We start from the raw sequence: 12,088 nt of genomic DNA, 5'->3' as shown, positions 1-12,088 counted from the left end.
TAATTTCTATTTACCAAACTTCATTTTCAATTGCTCCAGCATATCGGTATTAATCGGTTGTGCAGGTTTTTCTGGCTTCGGCTGAGGTTTCTGTTGATATTGAGGTTTATTTGCTGGTGCATTATTTTGAGGTCTAGCCGTTTTGTTTTCGTTTTTCTTTGCATTGAACTTTGCCCACTCCTCGTCTAATTTCTTCTTCGTATACAATGGGAAATCGCCATTTTTCATCCAGGCATAATAACTAGGTTCTACAGAAAATACCTGAGCTATTGTTTTACCTTTATGTTTACCGAAATTGAAACACACTTCATCATTATCATTATAAACCAATCTACCGGCAAAATCTACAGGTTTATTAATATTGGTAAAAATATGGAGTGCATCTACATCATTTACAACTGGAATACTTTTTACACCTTGTTTATTTTCAAACTCGGTTTCCTTGTACATTTCTAATTGTCCAAGTAAAACTTTATAGGTAGCAATTACATCCGCCTCTGCAGCATGTGCGTTAATTAAATCTTCCTGACAATAGAATTTATAAGCCGCTTTTAAGGTGCGTTGCTCCATTTGGTGGAATATATTCTGTACATCAACAAACTTGCGGTTGCTCATATCAAAATCTACCTCAGCCCTTAAAAATTCTTCTAAAAGCATCGGAATATCAAATTTATTCGAATTGTATCCCGCCAGATCACTTTCGCCAATAAATTCAGCAATTTCTGCTGCCAAAGTTTTAAAGGTAGGCTCATTTACAATGTCTTCATCATAAATACCGTGTATTAAGGAAGTTTGCAAAGGAATCGGCATTTCTGGATTTACGCGCCAGGTTTTAACAAGTTCAGAACCATCTGGCATGGCTTTTAAAATCGCTATTTCAACGATCCTGTCAGCTCCAACATTAACTCCAGTAGCTTCTAAATCAAAAAATGCTAAAGGGCGCTTTAAATTTAATTTCATTTCTTATGATGTGAGATTGGCGACATTAGATTTGAATCGGAATGTCAAATTCTTTTTTTCAAAAGTGCTAAAAAGGTTTCATTAGTTCTGTAAAACAGCTTTATTAATTTATAAATTTAATTGTCAAATTATTTCAGAATGTTAGTTTGTAGGATTAAATTGCGACAATTTATATACGCTCAAATGAATAAGACATTAGCCATACTATTCCTCCTAATTTTATCGTTAACTACTCATGCTCAAAACTTTAACTTTGGCGCAATCACTTACGATGATTACGAATTCGACAGAAAAAAGTTAGACAGCAATGCCAATGCTATTGTATTAAAAGAATTTGGTACGGCATCAATTCAGCGCGACGACAATACAGGCAGTTTAGAGCTGATTTTTGAACACCATGTAAAAATCAAAATCTATAATAAAGAAGGCTTTAAGGAAGCTAATATTGTTATTCCAACCTATAAAGACGAATCCCGCGAAGAAACGATCAGTGATTTAAAAGCTTCTACTTTTAATTATGCAAACAATAATTTTGTAGAAACCATGATGGACAGAAAGGCTGTTTTCACTGAAAACCGATCAAAATACACCAGACTAACCAAGTTTACGCTTCCAAACCTCAAAGAAGGCTCTGTAATTGAATATAGTTATAGGTTAAAATCGCCCAACTTATTTAATTTCAAAACATGGGAATTTCAAGGTGATATTCCAAAGGTAATTAGCGAATATTTGGTTTACATTCCAGGCATTTATAATTACAATGTTTCTTTACGCGGATTTCAAAAACTGACGGATCAAAAAGTAGAATTAAGCAAAGAGTGTTTAAGGCTTTCAGGTGTAGCTATCGATTGCTCAAAAATCAACTACATGATGAAAAACATTCCGGCATTTATTGAAGAAGATAATATGACCGCTCCCAGTAACTTTAAATCGGCCATTTATTTTGAGCTTTCGGATGTACAGAATTTGAATGGAGGAAAAACATCTTATACAAAAACCTGGAAAGATATTGATTATGAACTATCATCATATAAAACCTTGGGCGATCAGATGAAAAGGAAAGATGTTTTTAAAGACCTCATTCCAGAAATTACGAAAGGAAGTACTACCGATTTAGATAAAGCAAAAGCTGTTTATAATTACATCAAAAAACAGATCAAGTGGAATAATTATTACGGAAAATATGCAGAAGATAACATTAAAAAGGCTTTAGAAAACAGGTCGGGCAATGTGGCAGATATTAATCTAAGTCTAATTGCGGCACTTTCTGCAGCTGGTTTAGACGCAGAAGCTGTTATCCTTTCCACCCGTGATAATGGAACAGTAAACAAACTTTATCCGGTAATGAGTGATTTTAATTACCTGGTTGCTAAAGTAAATCTTGCCGATAAAAGTTATTTATTGGATGCTACTGAACCACTTCTACCTTTCGGATTGTTACCACTTCGGTGTATTAACGATCAAGGCAGGGTAATCAACTTAAAGAAACCATCTTACTGGATCGATTTAAAAGCCAGTCAGAAAACAACTACCAGTTATATCCTTATGGGAAAAATGACTTCTGAAGGAAAAATTATTGGCACTTTAACTACACATACCATGGGTTACGCTGCTTATAGCAAACGTAAAGATATTCTTCGATACAATTCGCCAGATGAGTATGTAGAGAAGCTTGATGAACGTTTAACCAGAATTAAGATACTGGACCATCAAATTTCGAACCTGGATAGTGTAGAAAATTCTTTAATAGAAAAATACGAGGTAGAGTTTACCATAAACGATGGCACCAATAAAGATCAGTTTTATTTTAGCCCATTTTTTATTAATACTATTTCAAAAAATCCGTTTAATTTAAACGAACGTACCTACCCAGTTGATTTGGGCGCAGCTTCTGACGAACGGATCATCATCAATGTACTTTTACCAGAAAAATATCAATTGCTAGAAAAACCAAAAGATATGGCAATAGCTTTACCCAATGCTGGTGGAAAGTATTTATTGCAAACAGGTTTAGATGGAAACACCATTTCGATGAGTCAGATTTTACAGTTTAACAACGCTATTTATCAGCCAGAAGAGTATCTATTCTTAAAGGAATTCTACAGCAAGATCATCCAAAACCAAAAAACAGAATTTTTATTAAAAAAGGCGAATTAAATGAGATTCTTATTCACCATATTTCCCCTGCTTTTAGCTTCTGTTGTTGGCTTTGCTCAAGACAACTATGATGTTGATTTAATTCCCGCCAACCTGCGCAACCGGGCTAACGCCTGTATCAGGAACGAAGAAACAACCATTGATATGCGCTCGCCCGATAACGTACTACTCAATGTAAAAAAGGCCATTACGGTATTTAACCAAAATGGAGAGGACGAAGCACGTTTGGTACTCTATTACGATAAAAATATTTCGATTAAAGGGATAAAAGGGGAAGTTTACAATAGCGTTGGCAAACTTACCAACAAGTTTTCGCAGAATGATTTTGCCGATATGAGCGCGGCCGATGGGTTTTCCTTATTTGTTGATAGCCGCGTAAAACACTATCTGCCATCGGTAAACGAGTATCCTTACACCGTAGTTTACAATTATGAAATTAGAAATAAGCAAAATCTGATTATACCCGATTGGAGTCCGAAACCAGCAGATGATGTTTCGGTAGAGAAAAGTACTTATACCTTTATTTGTAAGCCAGCAGATCAGGTAAGAATAAAAACCCAGAATTATAGCGGAACACCAGAAGTACTAGCTGATGAGAAGCAGAAAAAAACGATCTGGAAGGCAAATAATATCCTGGCGTCTAAAACTGAACCCTATAGCCCGGCACACGAAACTTATGCAACCAACATCCAGATTGCCCCGCAAGCGTTTTATTATTACAACCATAAGGGCAGTTACACCAACTGGAAAGAGCTCGGCAAATGGATTTATGACGATTTGTTAGCAGAACGCAAAGCCCTGCCACCTGCCACCATCGAAATGGTAAAAGATCTTGTAAAAAACGAAAAAACAGACAAGGATAAAGCGCGTAAGATCTATCAGTATTTACAAGACAAAACAAGGTACATCAGCGTGCAAATTGGTATTGGCGGTTTTCAGCCGATTGCAGCCAGTGAAGTTGATCGGTTGGGTTATGGTGATTGTAAAGCTTTAGTAAACTATATGCAAAGCCTGCTCAGTGCAGCAAATATAGATTCTTATTACTGCGTAGTATCGGCTGGTTCTGAAAAGAAAAGTATGGACCCGAAATACGCCAGTATGGTACAGGGCAATCATATTATTTTATGTATGCCATTAAAAGGTGATACAACCTGGTTAGAATGCACCAGCCAAAAAATACCCTTTGGGTTTTTAAGCGACTTTACGGATGATAGATTAGTATTGGCCTGTACTACTGAAGGAGGAAAACTATTGCATACACCAAAACTAACAACTGCTGAGAACTTACAGATACGTAAGGCCGATTTAACGCTTCAGTTAGACGGCAGTGTATCTGGGAAGATGAATACTGTTTACGCTGGCTCACAATACGAAAATCAGGAATCATTGATTGGTAAATCAATAACCGAACAGTATAAACTATTAAAGGAAGCATACAACATTGACAATATTGATTTCGAAGCAGTTTCCTTTGCGCAGAAAAAAGACATATCGCCCAAATTAACGGAAGAAGTGAGCATTAATATCAGAAATTACGCCCCTGTTAATGGAAATAAAATGTTTTTACAGCTCAACGCCTTTAATTTGAGGAGGTCAATTCCTGAGATAAAAAATAGAACACATCCTGTTTACATTAACCGGGGATATACAGATGAAGATACCATCATTTATACCTTGCCAGACAATGTAATTACGGAACTGATTACTGGACAAGACAAAGCTTTTAAAACTCCTTTTGGGGAATATGTATGTAAGGCAAGCTTAGTAGGTAACAAACTAACCTATTACCGGAAATTTATACTAAACGATGGTACATTTCCTGCAGCGCAGTATAATGAGTTTTCGAAATTCATTAATGATATAAATTCTGCAGATTATTTAAAATTAGCACTTAGCTTAAAAAAATAATCCCGAGGCCAATACCGATAATCATGATCAGGTACATTAAAATTTCTGTTGATGCAAATTTTTTGTACTTGGTCCAGAAAGAGTAATCATTTTCTTCGTTTGGCATTTTATGTTCGTTATGTGGCAAAAATAGGCAAATAGATTTAATTATCAGGCTTGTAAGTCGTAATCTCTTTGGCCATCCCCTTAAAGAGTATAATATGAAAGGGCCACATGGCATACCAATATACCCTGCCCCACAAACCTTTAGGTCTAAAGGTAGCTATTTGCGATAAAAATGCTTTTCCATGAAATTCTACAAGTTTTAGTTCGAGCCATGCCTCACCAGGTACTTTCATTTCAGCATAAAGCAATAATCGCTTACTGTTTTTATCAGCCAGTAAAACACGCCAGAAATCGAGTACATCTCCTGCCTGTAAATCGGTATTACTGGTTCTTCCTCTTCTGGTACCTACCCCACCAAACATTTTATCCAAAAAGCCACGTAAATGCCAAAGCCAATCCATAAAATACCAGCCTCTATTGCCGCCAATGCTCCAAATGTTTTCAAAAACTTCTTCGGCTTTACGTTCGAATGGCATTTTCACTTTATATTCTAAGGTTCCATTTTGTGGTACCTTAATCTGATCCATAAAATTAGAATTTAAATAGCCACGATTCAGGGCATCCTTCCAGCTCGAAACAATAGAATTCTGATCGATTTTTTCAAACGCTAAGTGTAAAGCTTCGGCATAGCTTAAACATTTTAGTGGTACAACTTCTTGGATACGGTTATCTTTACATATTACCTCATTCTTCATACTATCTACCAAACTACGGGCTAATGCATAAGGTACTGAAGTAATCATATTTAGCCACAAAGAAGATAATCTTGGTGTTAAAACAGGAACGGTGATGATCCAGCGTTTTAATCCACGTTCTTTAGCATAGCCCAAAAGCATTTCCCGATAAGTTAGAATATCTGGTCCGCCGATATCAAAAGTGTTATTATAAGCCTTATCATTGCGTAGAACACCAATCAGGTAAGCCAAAACGTCACGTATCCCAATTGGCTGGCAACGGGTTTCTACCCATTTGGGCGTAATCATGAAAGGAATTTTTTCAGTTAAATCTCTAATAATTTCAAATGAAGCACTACCCGAGCCAATGATAATAGCCGCTCTTAAAATGGTACAGGCTTTTCCTGATGATTTAAGTTCTGCTTCCACAGCTAATCTCGATCCCAGATGTTCTGAGAGGTGTTCATCATTTGCAATCCCAGTTAAATAAATAATCTGTTTACAATTGGTATTTCGTATGGCTGTTGAGAAATTTTCAGACGAAACTTTCTCCATATCAGAAAAACCGGTTTGGCTCGAAGACATGGAATGAACCAGGTAGTATGCGGCATCAATATCCGTTGGAATTTCTTTTAAGCTTTCTGCATCTAATAAATCGCCCGTAATAACCTTAACCAGATCACTTAAATCAGACGCTGAAATAAACCTACGCTTATCCCTTACCATACAAATGATTTCGTGCTTTTCTTCTAACAACAGCGGGAGTAGCCTGGTGCCTATGTAACCGTTTGCTCCCGTTAATAAAATCTTCATTTGTACAGTTTAATACATAACACCAAATAAAAAAGATTGTTGGCATTATTAGTTTTCAGAAATTTAAATCCACATTCCCAAAAGCTATATAACCAGACTTTAAGTCACAACAATGTAAAACCAATTGTATTTAGAACACTACAAAATTGTTTTGGGCAACATTTAGACACAACAACCGTATAAATAGCTCAATATCAAACTAAACCATACTGAATGAAGAAATACATCCTGGACATTGCTACGATTTTTTTGATGGGTATGAGCATTGTCGGAACAAGTTGGAAAGCGGTGGAGCTTCCACGTACACAACAAGAAGTAGTTAAGCATATTGCTTCAGATAGCCTATACAACCAATATATCTCTAATATTTACCATCAGGTCCATTTAGATTCTGCCGGATTAAGTGAACAGGTTTTTGAAAAAGCCCTGACTGGTTTTTACAACTTAAAATATTCTGGTCTGTTACATGCCAAATCTATTTTGACCATTGCAGATTTTGATCAGGAAAGTTCTAAAAAACGCTTATATATTATCGATCTTGCCAGCAAAAAGCTCGTATTAAATACTTGGGTAGCCCATGGGCAAAACAGTGGTGGCGATAAGCCAACTTACTTTTCCAACAATATCAACTCGAATCAGAGCAGTTTAGGTTTTTATTTAACAGGAGAAATCTATTACGGAAAACATGGCCGTTCGCTTAAATTAGATGGCATGGACCAAGGTTTTAACAGCAATGCAAGAGAAAGGTCTATTGTGGTCCATGGCGCCAGCTATGTAAGTCAAAAAAGCATAGATCAATTAGGTAGATTGGGTAGAAGCCAAGGTTGTCCTGCTGTTCCGGCTAAACTGGCCGATCAGGTGATCAATACCATTTCTGACCGAACGGTACTGTTTATCAATAATTCAGAACAACAATACAATTCATCATTTTTAAATGAAACACTGGCAGCAAGTGTTGTATTAAATCAGGAACAGATTTTAGCAGCGCAAGTGGATTAGTATTGTTTAATATTTTTGGCGTTCAGGCTTTTAGGTAAAATCCAGATAAAGATCGATTTGCTGCTGGCCAGTAAATCCCAAACCCAACGGTTACTATCTACCCCCTTTTCGCCGCAGTCTACAACTTCTGCACGTTTGAGCAGTTTTTTAACTAAAGCCTGAATCCATTTTATTCGCACCACGCGATTGAAAGATAGTCCCAGGTAATCGCAATACACATGTACCAGGATTTCTACAATAAGCGAGGCATTAGAAATAGCCAGTATTTTACCGAAATGCTGTTCATAATCGGCTTTAATTGTATTTATCAAAAGCTCAAACCTTGGCTCTGCTTTTCCATCAAGATAAGCCCAGAGTTGAGCATTACTATATACGCGGATTAACTGCGGTTCGAGCCCTACTTTAATTTTATTGCCTGCCAGTTCATAAATTTTATCCATTCATTAAAAATCAATTGCAGCTGTTAGATAGAGATATTACCGAATTGTTAATCAATCCGATATAAAAATTCCCGACACAAATAATGGGACAAAGTTATCTGATAATTGTTTGCCAAAACGAATGTTAAGTAGCATTGTGAGTAATTTTTTTGATCGGTTGCCAATATTTTAATCATCTTTGGGGTTGAAAAGATAAGCCCATTCATGAAGATTGTAATTGCAGAAAAACCCTCTGTTGGTCGTGAGCTTGCTAAAGTTTTCGGAGCAACCACCAGAAAAGATGGATACATTGAAGGTAAAGGATATTCTTTTACCTGGGCATTCGGGCATTTATTGCAATTGGCTCCCCCTCAAGATTATGGCTTTATTGGCTGGAGGAAGCAACATTTACCCATGCTTCCGCAAAAGTTTAAACTTGCCGTTAGAAAGATTAAAACAAAAGATGGCTTTGTAGAAGATCCCGCAGTGCGGAAACAATTAGATACCATAAAAAAACTTTTTGATGAGGCGAGCGAAATTATTGTGGCAACGGATGCGGGGCGTGAGGGCGAATTAATTTTCAGGTATATTTATTATTACCTGAAATGCAAAAAACCTTTCAAACGCCTTTGGATCTCTTCGCAAACAGATGAAGCCATAAAAGATGGATTCAGAAACTTAAAACCTGGAACCGATTACGATACCTTGTTTAATTCGGCTCATTGCCGTTCAGAATCGGATTGGCTGGTGGGAATGAACGCCACTCAGGCACTAAGTATTTCGGCAGGTAACAGAACAGTTCTTTCGTTAGGGCGGGTACAAACGCCTACCCTGGCCATGATCTGCGCCCGTTTTTTGGAGATTAAAAATTTCGTTCCTCAAACTTATTATCAAATCAGCATTTTACTTTCTAAAGATGAACAGGTTTTTAAGGCTATATCAACCTCGAATTATAAAGAAAAGGAAGAAGTAGAAAAGTTATTTGCGCTTGTAGAGGATGTGGCTTCTGGTTTTCCAACGGGCGGAAATATTACGGCTGTAGAAGCTAAACCAAGAAAAGAGCCACCTCCGTTATTACACGACTTAAGCAGTTTACAGCAAGAAGCCAATAAGAAAAAAGGATATACTGCCGATCAAACACTTAATATCTTACAAAACCTGTATGAGAGCAAATTGGTTTCTTATCCCCGTACCGGATCTCGATATATTGGTGATGATGTTTTCGCCGGCGTTCCAGATTTGATCGCAAAATTCACCGATCATGCTGATTTTGGAAAGCAAGCGCAGTTTTTACAAACCATTACTTTAAATAAGCGAAGTGTTAACGCTAAAAAAGTAACCGATCACCATGCTGTTTTACCAACGGGCGAACAGGCTTATGGGCTAAGTCCAGATAAACAAGCAGTATACGATATGGTTGTTGGGCGCATGATTGAAGCTTTTCACCAGGAATGTATTAAGGAGTTAACTAAAATAACCATTCAATCGGGAGTCACTTTTGTGGCCAATGGAACAGTAATCCGTTCTGCGGGCTGGCGGGCTGTTTTTAACGACCCTGAAGACGATAAAAAGGATGAAGACAACGCCGCCTTACCAAAGGTTGCCGTTGGAGAACAATTACCTATAACGGAAAAATCTCTTTTAGAAAAGCAGACTAAACCAAAGCCAATGTACAACGAAGCTTCATTATTAAAAGCGCTCGAAACCTGTGGTAAAGAGATTGAAGATGAAGAACTGCGTTATGCCATGAAAGATAGTGGTTTAGGTACTCCGGCGACTCGTGCGTCCATTATCGAAACCTTAATCACCAGAGAGTATATTACAAGGGAAAAGCGAAATCTTGTACCTACCAATAAAGGTTTGGCTGTTTACGAAGTTGTGAAGGATAAACAGATCGCGCAGGCTGAGCTTACCGGACAATGGGAAAAAAGATTAGAAGAAATACGTTCAGGCTCATCCGTAAAAGATTTTAAATCAGAAATCACTGAATATACAAAAATGATCACAAACGAACTGCTGATTGCCGGAGCAAGCATATCGGGGAAACTGGAAGAAGAAAAGAAACTGGAAAAGGTTTAGCATCAACTTGCGTCATATAATGTGAAGCAGATATAAAAGTAACAATTTATGGCTACAACTCCATAAATTCCCAGGCGCTGTGGTATGCGTTCAGTTGTTCAGCATACTGGATAAATTCAGCATAAAAACTAGATTTCGATAATGTAGCGCTATCGCCAATAACAACCAGCTTTTTCCTTGCCCTCGTCATGGCAACATTCATTCTCCTCGTATCTGATAAAAAACCTATACTTCCATCGCCATTACTCCTCGTGAGGCTAATATAAACCACATCACGTTCCTGCCCCTGAAAGCTATCAATGGTATTTACTGCAATTTTATTCCGATATGGATTTAAAATTTCATTTTCCTGAACCAATGCATTTAAAATCTGAACCTGCTGTTTATAAGGGGAAACAATAGCAATAGAAGGAAAATTGTCAGTTAAAGACTGATCTCTCAAATTATTTACTAAATGCGTTAAATGTTTGACCAAAAATGCAGCTTCATCAGGATTGGTCGTGCTTGTTCCATCTAATTTTTCGTCGAAACTACAACCTGCTGTATCAATAAATTGAATCGGCTGATCGCCAGTAAACAATACATGATCGGCAACAGCGTGATGCGCTATTAACTCGTTTCTATAAAATACCTGAGATGAATAACCCATAATATCTTTGTTCATTCTGTATTGCTCTTTTAACAACACAACCGACTCTGGATGAAGGCTTACGGCTTTTTCGAGCAAAGTATTACTTAAACCATTTCTGGCTGCCTCATTTGATTTTATAGTTGGAGAAAGCTGAAAATGATCGCCGGCTAATATTACTTTCTGAGCTTTTAAAATCGGTATCCAACAAGCAGGCTCCAAAGCCTGACCAGCCTCATCAATTACAATAGTATTATACTTTAAATTCCTGACGGTATAGTGGTTGGCTCCCACCAGGGTGGCAGTAATAATCTGTGCTTTAGTAAACAGATTATCCATAATGTACTGCTCCGTTTTTTCTACTTCCTTTCCAATTTTATGCGCTTCATCAAACAAGGCCTTACGTTGCTCCCGTTCTGCTTTGCCAAAACTCCGCTTGTATTTGTGGGCCATGTTTTTATACTCGCTGGCTTGTTTTTTTAAAGCCTTAATTGTTTTCATCTCCGGATGATCGGCCATTTGATGATCAAGAGTAGCCGCAAGCAATCTTTCTGAAACCCTCGCCGGATTACCCACACGGATTACTTTTAGTCCTTCGGCCGCTAACTTCTCAGTAAGTAAATCAACAGCGGTATTACTTGGTGCTACCACCAGGATTTTTTGATCGCTGTGTTTAACCAACGATTTTATAGCATGTACAAGTGTTGTTGTTTTTCCGGTACCTGGCGGACCATGAACCACTGCCAGATGATCAGCTTCAATAATTTTATTCACCGCTAATTGCTGCGAGTCATTTAGCGCATTTGGAATGATAAATTTCTCTTCGCCTTGAAATGAAGGTTTTTCTCCTTTCGTTAAAATACGGATCAGTTTATTTTCTGATTCGTTTTCTGCTAAGTGCGTAGCCTGTTTAAGAGCACTCTGCATTTCGTCGTAACTGTTATTATCAAAAAGTAAGTCTACACCGAGTTTGCCATCTCTGGTCCAGTCTGGTAGTTCATCCACACGGAAGCTGATTTTCATCCTGCTACCACTTTGGTGATTTATAATCCCCTCTATCCGATCTTCTTTGGCATCATGATTAGAAAATAATACCACGGCAGAACCAAAACGGAACTGATGAGAAAAATCTTGATGGGTAGTCCTTTCCAACTCTACAGTTAAATAATCGCCACGGCCTATTTCGGTATTCCTGATTGCAATAGGGTACCAGGTTAAACCCAGGGCTCTCCTATCTGCGGCCGAAGTATTTTCAGTAAGTTTTAAGTACGATTGTAAATCTACTTCACGCTCCGTATCGAGCAAATCCTGAAGTTTTTTAAAATATTCTTTTGACAACGGAAAGA

Annotated in this window: 9 protein-coding genes; 4 read left to right on the top strand and 5 right to left on the bottom strand. The window is 37.6% G+C overall.

Going from position 1 to position 12,088, the window contains the following annotated elements:
* Nucleotides 1–6: 6 nt before the first annotated feature.
* On the bottom strand, nt 7–960 hold the full coding sequence (locus tag ACN9MR_RS08855) for an exonuclease domain-containing protein (protein ID WP_426329254.1): 954 nt from the start codon (nt 958–960) through the stop codon (nt 7–9).
* 183 nt (nt 961–1,143) lie between these two features.
* Here ACN9MR_RS08855 and ACN9MR_RS08850 point away from each other — a divergent pair, with 183 nt between their 5' ends.
* Together ACN9MR_RS08850 and ACN9MR_RS08845 are read left to right on the top strand one after the other, a co-directional pair.
* The gene (locus ACN9MR_RS08850; RefSeq protein WP_426329252.1) at nt 1,144–3,117 is read left to right on the top strand and encodes a transglutaminase domain-containing protein; all 1,974 of its coding nucleotides are present in this window, start codon (nt 1,144–1,146) and stop codon (nt 3,115–3,117) included.
* Entirely contained in the window at nt 3,118–5,025 is a 1,908-nt protein-coding gene (locus ACN9MR_RS08845; RefSeq protein WP_426329250.1) for a DUF3857 domain-containing transglutaminase family protein, read from the top strand.
* Here the strand turns inward: ACN9MR_RS08845 and ACN9MR_RS08840 are convergent.
* Nucleotides 5,009–5,131: a hypothetical protein gene (locus ACN9MR_RS08840; RefSeq protein WP_255497442.1), complete on the bottom strand. Its 123-nt coding sequence runs from the start codon at nt 5,129–5,131 to the stop codon at nt 5,009–5,011. The genes ACN9MR_RS08845 and ACN9MR_RS08840 overlap by 17 nt on opposite strands.
* Nucleotides 5,132–5,168: 37 nt before the next feature.
* A complete protein-coding gene (locus ACN9MR_RS08835) occupies nt 5,169–6,617 on the bottom strand; it encodes an SDR family oxidoreductase (RefSeq protein WP_426329248.1) in 1,449 nt (482 codons plus the stop codon).
* A 213-nt stretch (nt 6,618–6,830) separates the two neighbouring features.
* Between ACN9MR_RS08835 and ACN9MR_RS08830 the strand changes: the two genes are divergently transcribed.
* Nucleotides 6,831–7,616: a murein L,D-transpeptidase catalytic domain family protein gene (locus ACN9MR_RS08830; RefSeq protein ID WP_426329247.1), complete on the top strand. Its 786-nt coding sequence runs from the start codon at nt 6,831–6,833 to the stop codon at nt 7,614–7,616.
* On the opposite strand, the gene ACN9MR_RS08825 is transcribed toward ACN9MR_RS08830, so the two are convergent.
* The gene (locus ACN9MR_RS08825; protein WP_426329245.1) at nt 7,613–8,056 is read right to left on the bottom strand and encodes a hypothetical protein; all 444 of its coding nucleotides are present in this window, start codon (nt 8,054–8,056) and stop codon (nt 7,613–7,615) included. The two genes, ACN9MR_RS08830 and ACN9MR_RS08825, sit on opposite strands and share 4 nt — an antisense overlap.
* A gap of 204 nt (nt 8,057–8,260) precedes the next feature.
* Here ACN9MR_RS08825 and ACN9MR_RS08820 point away from each other — a divergent pair, with 204 nt between their 5' ends.
* Nucleotides 8,261–10,114, top strand: a complete 1,854-nt coding sequence (locus tag ACN9MR_RS08820; RefSeq protein WP_426329243.1) for a DNA topoisomerase 3 — start codon at nt 8,261–8,263, stop codon at nt 10,112–10,114.
* Nucleotides 10,115–10,166: 52 nt separating this feature from the next.
* On the opposite strand, the gene ACN9MR_RS08815 is transcribed toward ACN9MR_RS08820, so the two are convergent.
* Nucleotides 10,167–12,080 (bottom strand): AAA domain-containing protein, encoded by a 1,914-nt coding sequence (locus ACN9MR_RS08815; protein WP_426329241.1) that lies wholly within the window; start codon nt 12,078–12,080, stop codon nt 10,167–10,169.
* Nucleotides 12,081–12,088 lie beyond the last annotated feature (8 nt).

This window comes from Pedobacter sp. R-06, assembly GCF_049913135.1.
Classification (GTDB): domain Bacteria; phylum Bacteroidota; class Bacteroidia; order Sphingobacteriales; family Sphingobacteriaceae; genus Pedobacter.
This window is presented reverse-complemented; position numbering and strand designations above follow the sequence as displayed.

Excerpts from the sequence above, each read along its gene's own strand:
- ACN9MR_RS08855 (WP_426329254.1), bottom strand. The coding sequence starts at position 960 with ATGAAATTAAATTTAAAGCGCCCTTTAGCATTTTTTGATTTAGAAGCT.
- ACN9MR_RS08850 (WP_426329252.1), top strand. The coding sequence starts at position 1,144 with ATGAATAAGACATTAGCCATACTATTCCTCCTAATTTTATCGTTAACT.
- ACN9MR_RS08845 (WP_426329250.1), top strand. The coding sequence starts at position 3,118 with ATGAGATTCTTATTCACCATATTTCCCCTGCTTTTAGCTTCTGTTGTT.
- ACN9MR_RS08840 (WP_255497442.1), bottom strand. The coding sequence starts at position 5,131 with ATGCCAAACGAAGAAAATGATTACTCTTTCTGGACCAAGTACAAAAAA.
- ACN9MR_RS08835 (WP_426329248.1), bottom strand. The coding sequence starts at position 6,617 with ATGAAGATTTTATTAACGGGAGCAAACGGTTACATAGGCACCAGGCTA.
- ACN9MR_RS08830 (WP_426329247.1), top strand. The coding sequence starts at position 6,831 with ATGAAGAAATACATCCTGGACATTGCTACGATTTTTTTGATGGGTATG.
- ACN9MR_RS08825 (WP_426329245.1), bottom strand. The coding sequence starts at position 8,056 with ATGGATAAAATTTATGAACTGGCAGGCAATAAAATTAAAGTAGGGCTC.
- ACN9MR_RS08820 (WP_426329243.1), top strand. The coding sequence starts at position 8,261 with ATGAAGATTGTAATTGCAGAAAAACCCTCTGTTGGTCGTGAGCTTGCT.